At 71.3% G+C, this 15,322-nt stretch carries 19 protein-coding genes; 11 read left to right on the top strand and 8 right to left on the bottom strand.

Going from position 1 to position 15,322, the window contains the following annotated elements; translation table 11 throughout:
- Positions 1-52: 52 nt before the first annotated feature.
- Positions 53-673: a TetR/AcrR family transcriptional regulator gene (locus ACFVZW_RS05245; protein WP_384516956.1), complete on the bottom strand. Its 621-nt coding sequence runs from the start codon at positions 671-673 to the stop codon at positions 53-55.
- Between the two features lie 145 nt (positions 674-818).
- Between ACFVZW_RS05245 and ddaH the strand changes: the two genes are divergently transcribed.
- On the top strand, positions 819-1,643 hold the full coding sequence (gene ddaH, locus ACFVZW_RS05240) for a dimethylargininase (protein ID WP_384516953.1): 825 nt from the start codon (positions 819-821) through the stop codon (positions 1,641-1,643).
- 154 nt (positions 1,644-1,797) lie between these two features.
- On the opposite strand, the gene ACFVZW_RS05235 is transcribed toward ddaH, so the two are convergent.
- From ACFVZW_RS05235 to ACFVZW_RS05225, 3 genes are all read right to left on the bottom strand, one after another.
- Positions 1,798-1,974 (bottom strand): hypothetical protein, encoded by a 177-nt coding sequence (locus ACFVZW_RS05235; RefSeq protein WP_384516950.1) that lies wholly within the window; start codon positions 1,972-1,974, stop codon positions 1,798-1,800.
- Between the two features lie 104 nt (positions 1,975-2,078).
- Entirely contained in the window at positions 2,079-3,062 is a 984-nt protein-coding gene (locus ACFVZW_RS05230; RefSeq protein ID WP_384516947.1) for a small ribosomal subunit Rsm22 family protein, read from the bottom strand.
- 343 nt (positions 3,063-3,405) lie between these two features.
- A complete protein-coding gene (locus ACFVZW_RS05225) occupies positions 3,406-4,677 on the bottom strand; it encodes a Bcr/CflA family multidrug efflux MFS transporter (RefSeq protein ID WP_384516944.1) in 1,272 nt (423 codons plus the stop codon).
- Positions 4,678-4,753: 76 nt separating this feature from the next.
- Between ACFVZW_RS05225 and ACFVZW_RS05220 the strand changes: the two genes are divergently transcribed.
- A complete protein-coding gene (locus ACFVZW_RS05220) occupies positions 4,754-5,764 on the top strand; it encodes a Gfo/Idh/MocA family protein (RefSeq protein ID WP_384516941.1) in 1,011 nt (336 codons plus the stop codon).
- Here ACFVZW_RS05220 and ACFVZW_RS05215 read toward each other — a convergent pair.
- A complete protein-coding gene (locus ACFVZW_RS05215) occupies positions 5,751-7,382 on the bottom strand; it encodes an alkaline phosphatase D family protein (RefSeq protein WP_384516938.1) in 1,632 nt (543 codons plus the stop codon). The two genes, ACFVZW_RS05220 and ACFVZW_RS05215, sit on opposite strands and share 14 nt — an antisense overlap.
- Before the next feature lie 135 nt (positions 7,383-7,517).
- Between ACFVZW_RS05215 and ACFVZW_RS05210 the strand changes: the two genes are divergently transcribed.
- Positions 7,518-8,273: an SDR family oxidoreductase gene (locus ACFVZW_RS05210; RefSeq protein WP_384516935.1), complete on the top strand. Its 756-nt coding sequence runs from the start codon at positions 7,518-7,520 to the stop codon at positions 8,271-8,273.
- Positions 8,274-8,395: 122 nt separating this feature from the next.
- On the opposite strand, the gene ACFVZW_RS05205 is transcribed toward ACFVZW_RS05210, so the two are convergent.
- Positions 8,396-8,719 carry a nuclear transport factor 2 family protein gene (locus ACFVZW_RS05205; protein WP_384516932.1) on the bottom strand — a complete coding sequence of 108 codons (324 nt, stop codon included), beginning with the start codon at positions 8,717-8,719 and terminating at the stop codon, positions 8,396-8,398.
- Between the two features lie 51 nt (positions 8,720-8,770).
- Between ACFVZW_RS05205 and ACFVZW_RS05200 the strand changes: the two genes are divergently transcribed.
- Positions 8,771-9,280 (top strand): MazG-like family protein, encoded by a 510-nt coding sequence (locus ACFVZW_RS05200; RefSeq protein WP_384516929.1) that lies wholly within the window; start codon positions 8,771-8,773, stop codon positions 9,278-9,280.
- A gap of 374 nt (positions 9,281-9,654) precedes the next feature.
- On the opposite strand, the gene ACFVZW_RS05195 is transcribed toward ACFVZW_RS05200, so the two are convergent.
- Both ACFVZW_RS05195 and ACFVZW_RS05190 read right to left on the bottom strand, forming a co-directional pair.
- Positions 9,655-10,008 (bottom strand): hypothetical protein, encoded by a 354-nt coding sequence (locus ACFVZW_RS05195; RefSeq protein ID WP_384516927.1) that lies wholly within the window; start codon positions 10,006-10,008, stop codon positions 9,655-9,657.
- A 16-nt stretch (positions 10,009-10,024) separates the two neighbouring features.
- Entirely contained in the window at positions 10,025-11,281 is a 1,257-nt protein-coding gene (locus tag ACFVZW_RS05190) for a multiprotein-bridging factor 1 family protein (protein WP_384516924.1), read from the bottom strand.
- 183 nt (positions 11,282-11,464) lie between these two features.
- Here ACFVZW_RS05190 and ACFVZW_RS05185 point away from each other — a divergent pair, with 183 nt between their 5' ends.
- From ACFVZW_RS05185 to ACFVZW_RS05155, 7 genes are all read left to right on the top strand, one after another.
- A complete protein-coding gene (locus tag ACFVZW_RS05185) occupies positions 11,465-11,632 on the top strand; it encodes a hypothetical protein (protein WP_175439062.1) in 168 nt (55 codons plus the stop codon).
- Entirely contained in the window at positions 11,629-11,835 is a 207-nt protein-coding gene (locus tag ACFVZW_RS05180; protein WP_128983417.1) for a hypothetical protein, read from the top strand. Before ACFVZW_RS05185 ends, ACFVZW_RS05180 begins: the two co-directional genes overlap by 4 nt.
- 79 nt (positions 11,836-11,914) lie before the next feature.
- Entirely contained in the window at positions 11,915-12,175 is a 261-nt protein-coding gene (tgmA, locus tag ACFVZW_RS05175) for a putative ATP-grasp-modified RiPP (RefSeq protein WP_351101981.1), read from the top strand.
- 5 nt (positions 12,176-12,180) lie between these two features.
- Positions 12,181-13,140 carry an ATP-grasp ribosomal peptide maturase gene (tgmB, locus tag ACFVZW_RS05170; RefSeq protein ID WP_384516918.1) on the top strand — a complete coding sequence of 320 codons (960 nt, stop codon included), beginning with the start codon at positions 12,181-12,183 and terminating at the stop codon, positions 13,138-13,140.
- Complete coding sequence (gene tgmC, locus ACFVZW_RS05165; RefSeq protein ID WP_384516916.1) at positions 13,137-14,300, top strand: ATP-grasp peptide maturase system methyltransferase; 1,164 nt, start codon at positions 13,137-13,139, stop codon at positions 14,298-14,300. The genes tgmB and tgmC overlap by 4 nt, the downstream gene beginning before the upstream one ends.
- A gap of 17 nt (positions 14,301-14,317) precedes the next feature.
- Entirely contained in the window at positions 14,318-14,614 is a 297-nt protein-coding gene (locus ACFVZW_RS05160; protein WP_384516913.1) for a DUF6087 family protein, read from the top strand.
- Between the two features lie 73 nt (positions 14,615-14,687).
- Positions 14,688-15,322 (top strand): hypothetical protein (locus ACFVZW_RS05155; RefSeq protein ID WP_384516911.1); only part of this gene is annotated, 635 nt, incomplete at its 3' end.

The following is a 15,322-nucleotide window of genomic DNA, read 5'->3' as shown; positions in this document are numbered from 1 at the left end:
ATCTTCCGCTGCTTCAGGTGACCGGAGTCCCCAACCGGGGTACGTAACGGGGTTACGCCCTGGGCGCGAGCCCGCGCAGCGCGTAGTCGACGAGGGTGTCGGCGTAGGCGTGGGTGAGCGGCAGCGTGCGGTGCAGCCAGCGGTGGTTCAGGGGGCCGACGAGGAGTTCGAGGGCGATGCGGGGGTCGACGGCGGGGTCGATGTCCCCGGCGGCCTGGGCGGCCTGGATGCGGCGTACGTAGTGCTGGAGCTGCGGTTCAAGGAGCCGCTCCACGAACTGGGCGCCGAGTTCGGCGTTGACGATGCCCTCGGCGGCGAGGGCGCGGGAGGGGGCGTCGTACGTCGGGTTGTTCAGCTCGTCGACCGTGGCGCGCAGCACGTATTTCAGGTCGTCGGCGAGGTCGCCGGTGTCGGGGATCTCACTCTCCGCGTCGCCGCCGAGGGCCTCGTTGGCCTGCGCGGCGAGGTCGAGGAAGGCGTCGAGCAGGACGGCGGCCTTGGAGGGCCACCAGCGGTAGATGGTCTGCTTGCCGACGCCGGCGCGGGCGGCGATGCCCTCGATGGTGGTCTTGGTGTAGCCGGCCTCGGAAACGAGGGCGAGGGCGGCGTCGAAGATGGCGCGGCGGGAGCGTTCGCTGCGGCGGGAGGCGTCGGGGGCCTTGGTGTCGGACATGCGTCCAATCTAGCAGCGGACGAGACGATGCGTCTCGCTGCAGGATGTTCAGCCGAACCACCCGAACGGTCCACTGCGCGGAGGCGGTGGAAGGCGGACCATGGGCTCCGTCCGACCATCTCACTTCGTCCGTGAGGAGCCCTCATTGCGCCTGACTCCGCGCGAGGCCTCGCCCCGCCGTTATCTGATGTGCCCACCCACGCACTTCAAGGTGACGTACTCCATCAACCCCTGGATGGACCCCACGAAACCGGTCGACCTGCCGCTCGCCCTCGCACAGTGGGAGGACCTGCAGGCCCGCTACGTCTCGCTCGGCCACACCGTCGAGCTCCTCGACCCGGACCCCGCCTTGCCGGACATGGTCTTCGCCGCGAACGGCGCGACCGTGGTGGACGGGCGGGTGCTGGGCGCGAAGTTCGCCTATCCGGAACGTACGGACGAGGCGGCGGCGCATCGGGACTGGTTCAGCAGGAACGGTTACCCGGAGGTATGGGTGCCGGAGCACGTGAACGAGGGCGAAGGCGACTTCGCGGTGACCGCGTCGTGGATCCTGGCCGGCCGCGGCTTCCGCTCCAGTCCGCTCGCGCACCACGAGGCACAGGAGTTCTTCGGGCGCCCCGTCATCGGCCTGGAGCTGGTGGACCCGCGCTACTACCACCTGGATACGGCGCTGAGCGTCCTGGACGCGGAGGGGGACGAGGTCATGTACTACCCCGACGCCTTCTCGGCCGGCAGCCGGGCGGTGCTCGCCCGCCTCTTCCCCGACGCCCTGCTGGCGACGGAGGGCGATGCGGCGGCGCTGGGCCTGAACGCGGTGAGCGACGGCCGCCATGTGCTGCTGCCGCAGGCGGCGGTGGGGCTCTTCGCCCCGCTCCGTGAGCGGGGCTTCGAGCCGCTGGGGATGGACCTGTCGGAACTCCTCAAGGGCGGGGGCAGCGTGAAGTGCTGCACGCAGGAGCTGCGCTCCTGACACGACGGGGCGATGCCCGGCCCCTACCCGGGGGCGGGGCGTCGCCCCACTCGGCGGCTCCGCCCGTCGGGCCCGGCTCCGATACCCGCGTCGCGCCACTCGACGACTGCCACCGTCGGGCCTCGCGGGGCACGCCCCGTCGGCCCCGGCTCCGCTACTCCGGGAGCCAGATCGCCCACTCGGCGGCTCCCACCATCGGGCCCGGCTCCGCTCCTCCTGCCCAGGCGTCGCCCCACGCGGCGGCTCCGACGACCGGGCGCCGGGGCCCCGCCTTGTCGGCCCTGGCTCCGCTACCCACGTCGCTCGGCGCTCCGACCATCGGGGGCGTCACAGGGGCCCTCCTCGTCGGCCCCGGCTCCGTTACTCCGGGGGCCAGGTCGCCCACTCGGCTCCGGCCGTCGGGCATCGCGGGCCCGCCCAGCGGCCCCGGCTCCGTTACTCCGGGGGCCAGGCGTCGCCCCATTCCGTGTCCCGCGCGGCCTTGTAGAGCGTCCCGTGGCGCTTGGTGACCGTCTCGCGGGTGAGGCCCGTCTCCTCCGCGCCGCAGAGCTCCAGCAGGACCTGGCCCTTGCGGATCTGGGGCTTCCGGGTCACCCGGGACACCGCCGGCGTCACGGGGAACCTGGTCGCCGCGACGTAGCTGAACTTCTCGTCCTCGTACGGCAGCGAGCCGCCCTTCACCTGCCGGTGCAGCGACGACCTGCTCACCCGCGCCGCGAAGTGGCACCAGTCCGCGCCCGGCTCGATCGGGCACGCGCCGCTGTGCGGGCACGGCGCGGCCACGGTGAGGCCTGCCTCGACGAGGAGCGTGCGGGCCGCGATGATCCGCTCGTAGCCGTCGGGGGTGCCGGGCTCGACGATCACGACGGCCTGCGCCACGCGGGCGGCCTCGGTCACGACGGCCCGGCGGTCGGCCTCGGTGAGCTCCTTCAGGACGTACGAGACCGTCACGAGGTCCGTCTCGTCGAGCTTCAGCGCCCCGCTGATGCGGGCCCGCCGCCACTCCGCCTCGAACACGCCGGCGGCCAGCTCCCGGCCGAGCGCGAGCGCCGGCTCCGCCCAGTCCAGGACCGTCGTGCGCGGGGGGTTGTCCCACGCCTCGGCGGCGGCCCAGCTCGCCGCGCCCGTGCCGCCGCCGACGTCGGTGTGCGTCGCCGGCTCCCACGCGGGCGCCGCGTCCCGCAGCGCGTCGAGCGCCGCCCGTACCGCCTCGAAGGTCGCCGGCATCCGGTACGCGGCGTACGCGGCGACGTCGGAGCGGTCGCGGAGCACGGGGGCGTCGGTCGGGGTGGTCCCCCGGTAGTTGGCGATCAGCCGGTCGACGGCCTGGGCCGCCTGACGCGGCGGCAGCCCGTCGAGAAGCCCGGCGAGGGCGACGCGCAACGTGTTACCGGAGGCGAGGGAGGGGGAGGCGTTCACCTCCACATTTTAGGCGGCGAAGAACCCCGCCCGACCCCCGCCCGGACAGCCCGGGCCGCGACCGGGGGAGGGCCCGGGACCGAACGCGGCGGGCCGGAGCCAGGCCATGCATGGCCCTAGAGCCGACCGCGACGGACCAGGACACGACCGCGGTGAGCAGGGGGGCCGGGACGCCCGACCCCCGCCCGGCCGGCCCGGGCCGCGACCGCGTGAGCCCGGGCGGCCCTGGGCGAGGCCTTGGGCGGGAGCCGGGACTCGCCCGTGCGCGGACCCGGGCCCGCCGCCGCCCCCGCGGGCGCCGCCTCAGCCCCCGCGGGCCGGGTCGCCCCGCGGGCCGACCGCCTCAGTCCTCCTGCGGCTGCGCCTTCCGCCACGGTCGGCACAGCGTCAGGAAGCAGCCGAGCGACGCGATCGCGCAGACCAGTTGCACCACCGCCATCGGGACGGCCGTCGTCTCCCCCGCGATGCCCACCAGCGGCGACGCGATCGCGCCGATCAGGAAGGACGAGGTGCCGAGCAGCGCGGACGCGGAGCCCGCCGCGTGCGGGGTTCGCATCAGGGCCTGCGCGTTGGTGTTCGGCATCGCCAGACCCATCGCCGACATCAGGACGAAGAGACCGGCGGCGATCGGGACGAGACCCACCTTCCCGAACAGGCCGCTCGTCATCAGCACCAGCGCCACCGAGGCGAGCAGGATCACACTCAGCCCCCAGCCCAGCGCCTTGTCCAGGCTGACGCGTCCGACCAGCAGCTTGCCGTTGATCTGGCCGACGGCGACGAGCCCGATGGAGTTGAGGCCGAAGAGGAGGCTGAAGGTCTGCGGCGAGGCACCGTAGATCTCCTGGACGACGAACGGGGACGCCGAGATGTACGCGAAGAGCGCGGCGAACGCGAGCCCGCCGGCCAGCATGTAGCCGGTGAAGACCCGGTCCGCGAGCAGCCCGCGCATGGTGCGCAGGGCCTCGCCGACCCCGCCCGCGTGCCGCCGCTCGGGCGGCAGGGTCTCGGCGAGGAACTTCCACACCACCACGGTGAGCAGGACCCCGATGACGGTGAGGACGTAGAAGACCCCGCGCCAGTCGGTGATCCGCAGGATCTGGCCGCCGATGAGCGGGGCGATGATCGGGGCGACGCCGGAGATCAGCATCAGGGTGGAGAAGAACCGCGCCATGTCGACGCCGTCGTACAGATCACGGACGACGGCACGGGCGATCACGATGCCGGCCGCGCCCGCCAGGCCCTGGAGCAGCCGGAAGGCGATGAGGAGTTCCGCGGAGGGCGCGAGCGCGCAGACCGCGGTGGCTGCGACGTACACGATCATGCCGATGAGCAGCGGCCGGCGGCGTCCCCACTTGTCGCTCATGGGGCCGACGACGAGCTGGCCGAGCGCCATGCCGGCGAGGCAGGCGGTCAGGGTCAGCTGGACGGTCGCGGCGGGCGAGCGCAGCGACTCCGTGACCTCCGGCAGGGCCGGCAGGTACATGTCCATGGAGAGCGGGGGCAGGGCCGTGAGTCCACCGAGGACCAGCGTGACGAGCAGCCCCGCGCGCCGGGCCGCGACGACCGGCCCTTCGACTATGTGATCTTTCGTGCTGGTCCGGCCGCTCTCCGGCATCGACTGCTCCATTTCGTTGAAACTTTCCCTATGCTCTCAGCTCGTCCGGGATGGTCGAGACCTTTTGGGGTGGGGCATGGGAACGTCCGGGAAGACCGTGCGGTGGGGTGTGCTGGCGACCGGCGGGATCGCCGCCCGGTTCACCACCGATCTGCTGACGATGGAGGGCGCGGAGGTCGTGGCCGTCGCCTCCCGTACGGAGGCGTCGGCGAAGGCCTTCGCCGACCGGTTCGGGATACCGCGGGCGTACGGGGAGTGGGCCGCGCTCACCGCCGACCCCGACGTCGACGTGGTGTACGTGGCGACTCCGCACCACGCGCACCGCGCGGCCGCCGGGCTCGCCCTGGAGGCGGGCAAGGCGGTCCTCTGCGAGAAGGCCTTCACGCTCAACGCGGGCGAGGCGGAGGAGTTGGTCGCCCTCGCCCGGGACCGTGGCCTCTTCCTGATGGAGGCCATGTGGATGTACTGCAACCCGCTGATCCGGCGCATCCGCGAGCTGATCGCGGACGGGGCGATCGGTGAGGTCAGGACCGTACAGGCGGACTTCGGGCTCGCGGGCCCGTTCGCCGCGGACCACCGGCTGCGGGACCCTGCGGTGGGCGGCGGGGCGCTCCTGGACCTCGGGGTGTACCCCGTCTCGTTCGCGCAGCTGCTGCTCGGCGAGCCCGACTCGGTGCAGGCGCATGCGCTCCTCTCGCCCGAGGGCGTCGACCTGAACACGGGGATGCTGCTGGGCTGGGACTCCGGCGCCTCGGCCCTGCTGTCGTGCTCGCTCGTGGCGGACACCCCGCTGACCGCGTCGGTGACGGGGTCGCTGGGCCGGATCGACATTCCGCGGGGCTTCTTCTTCCTGGACCGGTTCACCCTGCACCGGGCCGGCCGGGAGCCGGAGGAGTTCGTGAACGAGGACGATCCGCACTCCCTGCGCCACGAGGCGGCGGAGGTCATGCGCTGCCTGCGCGCGGGCGAGACCGAGTCCCCGCTCGTGCCGCTGGAGGGTTCGCTCGCGGTGATGCGGACGCTCGACGCGGTACGGGACCGCGTCGGCGTCCGCTATCCGTCCGAACTGTCGGTCACGCGGGCGTGAGACCCGGGTTGCCCGCCTCCGTGACGTAGGAGCCGGCCGTGGCGACCGGGGCGCCCGGGGTCGTCACGGCCGAGACCGTACGGAAGTCGGCGCGGGCGCTGTCCCGGCCGAGCGCGACCGTCACATAGCCGCGCCGCCCGTTGTAGAACTTCATGTGGGGGTTGGCCTGGGTGAGGGCGTCGTAGTTGGCGGGCCGGTCGGCGCCGTCCTTGCCGCTGGCGATGGAGGTGGCGACGATCTCGGTGCCGAGGGTCCGGGACGCGGGGTCGCGGTGGTCGGCCTTGATGTCGAGGCCGTAGCCGACGTGGACGTCGCCGGTGAGCACCATCAGGTTCTCCACGCCGGCCGCCGCCGCGCCGTCCAGGAGGCGCTGCCGGGAGGCCGGATAGCCGTCCCAGGAGTCCATGGACAGCTTGAAGCCGGCCGTGGGCACGTTGCGCCGCTCGGCGAAGACGACCTGCTGCGGGAGGACGTTCCACAGGGCGCGCGAGTCGCGCCAGCCGTCGAGCAGCCAGCGCTCCTGCGTGGCGCCGGTCATGGTGCGGCTCGGGTCCTCGGACTCGGGCCCGGGGACCTGCCAGCCGTCGCCGTACGCCTGGTTGGAGCGGTACTGGCGGGTGTCGAGGATGTCGAACTGCGCGAGCCGGCCGAAGCGGAGGCGGCGGTAGAGCCGCATGTCGGCCCCTTCCGGCTGCTGGGGCCTGCGGAGCGGCTGGTTCTCCCAGTAGGCGCGGTAGGCGGCGGCGCGGCGGAGCAGGAACTCCTCCGGCGGCACGTCGTTCTCGGGGATCTCGCCCGCGTAGTTGTTCTCGGTCTCGTGGTCGTCCCAGGTGACGACGAAGGGGTGCGCGGCATGCGCGGCCTGCAGGTCGGGGTCGGACTTGTAGAGGGCGTACCGCAGCCGGTAGTCCTCCAGGGTGATCGTCTCCCGGTTGAAGACGGCGGGCAGGCGTCGGTCGGTGTAGGCGCGGGCGCCGCCGGTGGCGTTGACGGCGTACTCGTAGAGGTAGTCGCCGAGGTGGAAGACGACGTCGACGTCCTCCTGGGCGAGATGTCCGTACGCGGTGAAGTAGCCGTCGTGGTACGCCTGGCAGGAGACGGCGGCGAGGGTGAGCTCGGATATCCGGGCGCCGGCGGAGGGTGCGGTGCGGGTGCGGCCGACGGGGCTGATCCAGTCGCCGACGCGGAACCGGTAGAAGTACACACGATCCTGGTCGAGGTGGTCGATCTCGACATGGACGCTGTGCTGGAACTCGGGGTGCGCGGTGACCTTGCCGCGGCGGACGGTCCGGGTGAAGCGCTCGTCGTGGGCGAGCTCCCAGTGGACGGCGACGCGGGAGCGGGGCAGTCCGCCGCCGGTCTCGAAGGGGCGGGGTGCGAGCCGGGTCCACAGGAGGACGGAGCCGGGCAGCGGGTCGCCGGAAGCCACCCCCAGGGTGAAAGGGTTCTCGGCGATTCGCGCGGGGTTCAGCTCGGCGGCGCTCGCCGCTCCGGCGGCCGGCAGGTTGACCGCGAAGGCGAGCGCTGCGGCGGCCCCGGTGACGGTGAGGAAGCGACGGCGGCCGAAGTGGCGGGCGGCGGCCCGCAGTTCGCCGTCGTGCTGCTGAGTGTGTGTCATGTACCCCTCCCCAGGCGGATGTTGTCCGTCCGGTATTCGAGTGGGGCGGGGCGACGTCACGTTGTCGGGTACAGAACATCCACGTGTCGGACGGATGAGTTCATGGGGCACGCGTCTGCCGTACGCTGCGCGGCCATGAGTACTGAGTCGCGCATCGCAGTGGTGACGGGAGCGGGTTCGGGCATCGGCCGCGGCGTGGCACGGGCCCTGGCCGAGGCGGGCTGGTCGGTGGCGCTGGCGGGCCGCCGGCGGGAGCCCCTGGAGGAGACGGCCGCGTCCGTTCCGTCGGCCGATGTCCTGTGCGTACCGACGGACGTGACCTCGCCGGAGGCGGTGACGGGCCTGTTCGACGCGGTACGGGACCGGTTCGGCCGGGTCGACCTGCTCTTCAACAACGCGGGTACGTTCGCGGGCGGCGGTGTCCCGGTGGAGGACCTGGACCACGAGACCTGGCGCTCGGTCGTCGACGTGAACCTGACGGGGGCCTTCCTGTGCGCCCAGGCGGCCTACCGGGCGATGAAGGAGCAGTCCCCGCAGGGCGGCCGGATCATCAACAACGGCTCGATCTCGGCGCATGTGCCGCGCCCGAACTCGATCGCGTACACGGCGACGAAGCACGCGATGACGGGCCTGACGAAGTCGCTGTCGCTGGACGGGCGCCCGTACCGGATCGCCTGCGGTCAGATCGACATCGGGAACGCGGCGACGGAGATGACGGCGCGGATGCAGACGGGGATCCTGCAGGCCAACGGGGAGCTGGCGGTGGAGCCGGTGATGGACGCGGCGGACGTGGCGGCGACGGTGGTGCACATGGCGGGGCTGCCACTGGAGGCGAACGTGCAGTTCGCGACGGTGATGGCGACGGCGATGCCGTACATCGGCCGGGGGTAGGGGTCGGGGCGGCGGGGGCCGCCCCGACCGAGCGCCGCTGCCCCCGGAAACCCGGGCCGCCGCGCCCCGCCGAGGCGTACGTCCCCCGCCACCGAAGAGCCGGGCCGCCGCCCGCCCGAGGGCTACGCCTGGCCGGTCTCGAAGCGGGCGACCTTCCCGTCCTTGACGACGAACCGCCAGGCGGTCCGCATCTCGCCCCAGGTGTCGTTGCGGTAGCGGGCGACGAGGGACCGCCCGTCGTCCTTGGCGGACTCGATCTCCATATGGCCGCGCGAGGAGAAGATCTCCTTCTCGGTCCACTCCTGGAGATCGCGGTCGGACCCGTCGTCCGACATGGTGGCGCCGGGGGTGAGGGCGGCCTGGAAGGCTTCGGGGTCATTGGCGTTGAGCGCACTGACGAAGGCGCGTACGGCGGGGTCGCCGATCTTGTCCACGGGGATGGTCATGGGCCTACGGGTACACCGGACCGGGCGGTTCCCGGCGGACCCGGGCCGCACATGTGGCGCACCTCAGCGCACGGACTCGGCCACCTGGACGAGCAGGTCCGCGGCCTCGCTCCCGGGCAGGACGCGTTCGAGGACGAGCTCGCCGGTCATCCCGGGGAAGAACCGTCCGGCCGACCGGCTCCGCTCGTACGCCGGAATATCACTCGCGCACCTACCGGCGACGCCGAGCTGGCAGTCTTCTGTCCCATGACCGACCCGTGGAACACCATCGACCGCCTGACGGCCTGGATCTCCGCGCACCACACCCTCCCGCCCGAACAGGACGTCCTGCTGCGCATCCTGAAGCTCTCGGAGGAAGTCGGCGAGGTGGCACAGGCCGTCATCGGCGCGACCGGCCAGAACCCGCGCAAGGGCACCTCGCACACCTGGCAGGACGTCGAGTCCGAGCTGTGCGACGTGATCATCACGGCAATGGTGGCACTGCGCACGCTGACCCCGGACGCGGCCGAGGTCTTCGCGGGCCACGTCCGGCGGGTCGCGGAGCGGTCGCTGCCGGAGTGAGGGCTCCGGGCGGGCGTGGCGCCCGGAAACGGAAGAGGCCCCCGGGGGGGGGGGGCCCCCCCCCCGGGGGGGGCCGCGTCGGGCGCCGCCCGGCCGGGGGGGAGCCGGGGGGGGGGGGGGGGGGGGGGGGGGGGGGGGGGGGGGGGGGCGCCCCCCCCGCCCCCCCCCGCGCGGCCGGGCCCCCCCCCCCCCCCCCCCCGGGGGCTCCTCGAAGTCGGCGGCAGACGAGCCGGGCTGTACGCCGGGTACTGTCGGCGCAACGCTATGACCTGAACAAACGTGCAGGGATGGTGCTTCCGTGGCTACTTTGATGGCTACGCAACAAGACGTCCCCGCCCGGATCGGCCCGGACGGGGACGTCGTCGCTCCTGAGATCAGACGGTCCCCTCGATGCGTTCGAAAATGTCCGCGTCCGTCTCCCGCTGCCAGACCGGCAGGTCGGACCAGTCGGCAACATATCCGGGCTTCGGGTCTTCGAAGTGCCTGAACATCTGGGCGGTCCAGCAGATCGCGACGAATCGGCCCTTCTGCTCGCGGGTGAGCCGGGCCGTATGCCCGCCGCTGACCTCGATGAAGTCGCGCACCTGCCCGTACACGGCGGTGGCGGCTTCGCGCTCCCACGCGGGCGTCTCGTCCCACGGCGTGACGTAGCCAGGCTTGGGCTCGCCGGGATAGTGCTTGTTCACACCGTCGATCCACGCCTCGCGGAAGATCCGGCCGTCATTCATGCGCGTGTCCCTCTCATCATGCGGTGCGCGGAAGCGCCGCGATTCGGTGATCAAGAGTCGAGACTCGGTCATCGGACACGAGCGGGGCAAGACGCCCCCGAAGCCCGTCCAGCTTCTTGCCGATGAATCCCGAATTCGACCGGTCGGCCAGTCCGAGTGCTTGCTCCGCGTAGTGCACGACCTGGTCGATGTCCCGCCTGTGCGCTCCGAGCACGGCGAGGTCGCTCAGAACAGCAGCGCGGCGACGCAGGGACAGAGGCTGGGCAAGGGCTGTGGTGAGCGCTTCCTCGGCGAGATCAGGGCGGCCCAGTTGGAGGTAGCAGGCCCCTCTCTCCTCCGCCAGGCGGGAGCCGTCGAAGCGGAGCCAGCCGCCGTTGTGGGAATGAGCGCCGTCGAGGGCGTGCACTTTCTCGGCTTCGTCCAGAGCCCGGTTGCACGCGTCGAGATCGCCCACGGCCGCGTACGCCTGCGCCTGGACGGCCGCGACCCAGTGACGGGTGGAGAGAGTGCCGTCGCCCCTTCGGGCGATGCGGAAAGCTGCCGCGAGCAGGGGTTGGGCAGCGTGCGCGCGGCGCGCGTACAGCTCGACGTACGCGTGGCGGGTCATGGCACAGGCCCACAGGTCGTGGTCGCCACCGGCGTAGGCCGCGTTGGCGGCCAGTGTGTAGCACTGCGCGGCGTCGGTGTACCGATTGGCGTCGAAGAACAGCTCGCCGACGAGCTGGTAGAGGTCGGCCGTCATCCGACACAATCGGGACCGATCCACAGCAGTACGGGTCTCGGTCAGTCCCTTCGCCATCACATCGAGCTGTGCGCGCACCGCAGGGAAGACGACCTGCTTGGCGTCCGATAGCGCGTAGACCTGCCAGAGGCTGCGATGTAGGGCGTCCCCCGTCTCCAAGAGCGTCGATGCTGCGCGCCCTCGGGCGGCATCACCGGAATCGGGAAGAGCGACCAGCGCACCCGTAACGGCGAGCAGACCCAGGACTTCGCGGCGCTTCATGTCGTCATCATCACCATGGAGGAGGGGTGGAGCAGCGGAGAGCCCGGCTGTCTCGGCCGGCTGTTCGTCGGAGAGAAGGGCTTCCAGCTCGGGGAGGGTCACTCCCAACAGCCCTGCGATCTTCGGCCGTTGGTGGGGACGCGGGGTGGCACGACCACTTTCCCAACGGACCACGGTGGACGCGGCCACCGAGAGCGCTTCTGCGAATTCCTCCTGAGAGTAACCCCGGGCCGCGCGCCGTTCCGCAAGGTGCTTACGCCTCGACGTCATAGGTCTCCCCTCACGAGAACCCTTTCACGCACTCATACCCGCCACGCGCCAACGCCTGGAAAACGCCCGGGTATTGCGCGAGGTTCGCTCTGGGAGAAGGTAACGGATCGTCGTTCACTGGTCACACGCCGCTCGGAGGTCGAAGGACCCTCCGGGCGGCTCCCCAGGGAGAGGAGCGGCCTCGTGACAACCTCCGGACTGCCCCGCAGGAACCCTGGCGCCAGTGGCCGTACGTACACGCCGCCGGAGCCCCGGCCGGGTGCGCCGAGCCGGGCTCTGCGGGTACGGGCGGCCGGCGGTTGGGAGAGGTTCATGCGCCGCGTCGAGGCCCGGCAGGAGCCGGAGGAGTGAACCCGGTCGGTTCCGACGGCTACGAGCATCACCCGCTCCTGGACACGCTTGTCCGTGACATCGCCTCGCGTGGGGAGGGTGTGCTCGTCGCCGTCACACACGAGCTCCACAGCCACGGCACGGTCCGCATCGCGCACATCCGGCCCGCGTCCGGAGTCGAGTGGACGACCGCGGCCGACAACATCCAGGCCGCTCGCCCCTGAGCCGCGGCCCGCAGATCGCCGTCCGCGCCCCCTGACGCAGACGGATTCCCGCACCACACCCTTCAACCCAAGGAGTCTCATGACCACCTCTGTCGCACTCCCCTCCCCCACGCGGCCGTGGGGTGCGGGCCGACTTGCGCCCTACCCGACGGTCATCCGCCGACCCCACGCCACGGTCGCCATCGACCCCACGACGCAGCTCGGGGTGTTCCGCGACCGCGTCGGGCAGGTGGTCGAGATGGGCAAGCACGGCACCAGCTCCGGCACCGAGACCTCCACGACGACGAACTCGGACTCCCGGAACGACCAGGGTCACGATCAGGACAGCACGCAGGACTGATGACCATGACCGAGGAGAGGCCGGTTCTGGTGGCCACCGAGGCGGACGACATCACCGCCGACATGGTGATCACCGAGCTCAACCGGCGCGATGTGCCGGTGGTCCGGTTCAACCCCGCCGACATCGGCGAAAACCTCACGGTCTCGGCTCGGTTCGGCACCTGCCCGGCCCCGGTGGTCGGGCAGGTGCGCACCCCGTCGAGAACCGCTGATGTGACCCAGGTCCGGTCGGTGTACTGGCGCCGCCCGGAATGGCCCACGTTTCCCCACCTGTCCGCTGATGACTCCCGGTTCGCGGCGGCGCAGGTCCGCTACGGACTCGGTGGCACCCTCTACGCCCTGGGCGGCCCGCTCTGGGTCAACCACCCCCTGCGCGTTGCCGCAGCCGACTACAAACCCACGCAGCTCGTTCTCGCCCAGCAACTCGGCTTCACCATCCCTCCCACCCTTGTCACCAACGACCCGGACGAGGCCCGCGAGTTCGTCCAGGCTCAGAGGCAGGCGATCTTCAAGACGCTGCGATGGACCCCCTACACGCGTGATGGCGTGCCGGTGACGGGATGGGCTGCCCCCGTCGCCCCCGAGGAGATCGACGACGGCGTTCGGGTCGCGCCCCACCTGTTCCAGGCCCGCGTGGACAAGGTCGCCGACGTTCGCGTACTGCTCGTAGGTCGGCATACGTTCGCCGTACGCATCGACTCCGACCTCCTGGACTGGCGCAAGGACTACAGCGCCCTGACCTACACCGTGGAGCACCTACCCGACCGGGTAGACCAGGCACTGCATGCATACCTGGACCGACTGGATCTGGTATCGGGAAGCTTCGACCTCGCGGTCGACCGGGCGGGGGCCTACTGGTGGCTGGAACTGAATCCCAACGGACAGTGGGGGTGGCTGGAGACCGAGACTGGCCTCCCGATGTCCGCTGCCTTCGCCGACCTACTCGCACAAGGAGATCGCCGATGACCGACCCGACATCCGAGCGACGCCGCATGGCGACCGTTCTCGTGAACGAAGGGGTCCTGAAATCCCCCTGGCTGCGTGCGGCCGTGGAGTCTGTCCCCCGCGAGCGGTTCCTCCGCCCGGGAGTCTTCCTGGACGAGGGGCGGACCTGGCGGCCCGTCACCGCCACCGACACGAATCCGGACGAGTGGCTGAAGATCGCATACAGCGTCGACACCCTCACCACCCAGCTCGACGGCCACCTCACCGCCGACCAGGCCGACGAACCCGTCGTGGGCGTGCCCACGTCCTCCTCGACCGACCCGGCCATCGTCGTCGGCATGATTGAGACCCTGGACCTCGCGACGGGCCACCGAGTCCTGGAGATCGGCACAGGCACCGGCTACTCCACAGCCCTGATGTGCCACTACCTCGGCGAGGACAACGTCGCCACGGTCGAGGTCGACGCACAGGTGGCCGCACGCGCCGATGCCGCTCTCGAAGCCGCCGGCTTCTCGACATGGACGGCGACGGGCGACGGGCTCCTCGGCCACCCGTACCGAGCACCGTACGACCGGGTCATCGCCACCTGCGCGGTCCGCCGCATCCCGTACGCGTGGATCAGGCAGACGAGACCCGGAGGCGTAGTCCTCGGCACGGTCGGCTCGTGGCCGTGGGGAACCGGCCTCGCGAAACTGGCCGTCGGCGATGACGGCACCGCAGAGGGCTCGATCGTCGGGCGCTCCTCCTTCATGCAGGCGCGGGCCCAGGCCGTGGCCCCCGTGGCTGGCGTTCTCTCCGCCCGGACCGCGTACGCGGACAGCGAGCGGCGCACTCAGGTGTCTCCTCTTGCCCTGGAGGAGTGGATGCCCGCCTTCCTTGCACAGTTGGCGGCGCCCGGCGCTCAGTTCGTCCGCGCGACGGGCGGTGACGGCTCGCCCTTGCGGTACCTGTTCGATCCGGAGAAGGAGTCGTTCGCCGAGTTCCTCGTCGACGGCGAGAACTGGACCGTCCGCCAAGGCGGTCCGGTGGCCCTGTGGGATGACGTGGAACGTTCCCTCGTCGCCTGGCAGGACGCCGGGGCGCCGGAGATCGACTCCGTACGGCTCCACGTGACGCCCACGTCCCACCGGTACTGGATTGACCAGGCGCCCTCCCTGCGCTGGGAGCACCGGATCACCTGACCCACTACGCTCCGGCCATGGACGACGAACCGCTCTCCCAGTGGGCCGAGCGTCGCGACGCGAGGATCGGGCAGCTCCGCGCCGTACCCCTCGTGACCGGCGACGGCCCGAGGGCATCGCATCTGAACCCCGATGCGCCCCGTGCGATCCAGCGGTGGAACGGCCATCATTGGGAGCCGCACGGCTTCGCGGCGAACCTCGCGGAAGCACGGCGCATCCTGTTTCCCCACACCGAGGCTGCCTCCACCCGTGAGGCAACACCGAAGCTCGGCCCCGGGACCGGCAGACATCGGAAGCCCCCGACTTCCTCATGACTCTCTGGCGTCCCATGCCATGCCTCTGAAACCGGCCCCCAGCCGGTAGACCACCTGCGGCACACTGGCGCCCGTGAGCAACGACATATCCGATGACCCATGGGCACAGCGGGTGTATTTGACGTGGCTGGCCCGCGATACTCGCTACGCTCTGGCAGCCCTGAACGCCCTGATTGGCTATGCGCAGACCACTCCGGTCCCACCAGCCGCCTGGGTCTGCTTCGAGGACTTCCTTTCCTTCCTCGGAAAGGTCTCCCGGACTCTGTGGCCTGCCACAGGAAAGAGCCCGAAAGGGACCGACGAGGGCCTGGAGTGGCGGACGAAGCGAGGTCCGTTTCTACGAAGGATTCTTGAGGTGGAGGACTCGTCCCCGCTGAAGGCCCGCGAAGTCCGTAACGGAAGCGAGCACTTCGACGAGCGCCTTGACGAGTGGATCGTCAGCCTGCCTCGCCCCACCGTCGAGGAGTGGCAGGCGGGCACCAAGCCCACATTCCAAGCCGCCCAGCGTGGCTACCTTCATGGCTACCTTCGTAGCCGCGAGGTCCGGTTTGAGCCGGTACGGAACGGGGTGCGGCGACGCCCACGATTCCACGAGAAAAGGCCCCTGACCTGCAATATTGCTGGTCCGGGGCCGGGTCGGCAGACGAACCGGGCTGGACTCCGGGTTCTGTTCCCCCGGACCACGCGGGCGGGGGGGTGTCGGCCCGC

It is taken from the genome of Streptomyces sp. NPDC059567, from assembly GCF_042735655.1.
In the GTDB taxonomy this organism is placed as follows: Bacteria; Actinomycetota; Actinomycetes; order Streptomycetales; family Streptomycetaceae; genus Streptomyces.
Note: the sequence above shows the minus strand (reverse complement) of the source record. Positions and strands in the feature narration are given on the sequence as shown.

Excerpts from the sequence above, each read along its gene's own strand:
- ACFVZW_RS05245 (WP_384516956.1), bottom strand. The coding sequence starts at position 673 with ATGTCCGACACCAAGGCCCCCGACGCCTCCCGCCGCAGCGAACGCTCC.
- ACFVZW_RS05225 (WP_384516944.1), bottom strand. The coding sequence starts at position 4,677 with ATGCCGGAGAGCGGCCGGACCAGCACGAAAGATCACATAGTCGAAGGG.
- ACFVZW_RS05220 (WP_384516941.1), top strand. The coding sequence starts at position 4,754 with ATGGGAACGTCCGGGAAGACCGTGCGGTGGGGTGTGCTGGCGACCGGC.
- ACFVZW_RS05215 (WP_384516938.1), bottom strand. The coding sequence starts at position 7,382 with ATGACACACACTCAGCAGCACGACGGCGAACTGCGGGCCGCCGCCCGC.
- ACFVZW_RS05210 (WP_384516935.1), top strand. The coding sequence starts at position 7,518 with ATGAGTACTGAGTCGCGCATCGCAGTGGTGACGGGAGCGGGTTCGGGC.
- ACFVZW_RS05205 (WP_384516932.1), bottom strand. The coding sequence starts at position 8,719 with ATGACCATCCCCGTGGACAAGATCGGCGACCCCGCCGTACGCGCCTTC.
- ACFVZW_RS05200 (WP_384516929.1), top strand. The coding sequence starts at position 8,771 with ATGTGGCGCACCTCAGCGCACGGACTCGGCCACCTGGACGAGCAGGTC.
- ACFVZW_RS05195 (WP_384516927.1), bottom strand. The coding sequence starts at position 10,008 with ATGAATGACGGCCGGATCTTCCGCGAGGCGTGGATCGACGGTGTGAAC.
- ACFVZW_RS05190 (WP_384516924.1), bottom strand. The coding sequence starts at position 11,281 with ATGACGTCGAGGCGTAAGCACCTTGCGGAACGGCGCGCGGCCCGGGGT.
- tgmA (WP_351101981.1), top strand. The coding sequence starts at position 11,915 with ATGACCACCTCTGTCGCACTCCCCTCCCCCACGCGGCCGTGGGGTGCG.
- tgmB (WP_384516918.1), top strand. The coding sequence starts at position 12,181 with ATGACCGAGGAGAGGCCGGTTCTGGTGGCCACCGAGGCGGACGACATC.
- tgmC (WP_384516916.1), top strand. The coding sequence starts at position 13,137 with ATGACCGACCCGACATCCGAGCGACGCCGCATGGCGACCGTTCTCGTG.
- ACFVZW_RS05160 (WP_384516913.1), top strand. The coding sequence starts at position 14,318 with ATGGACGACGAACCGCTCTCCCAGTGGGCCGAGCGTCGCGACGCGAGG.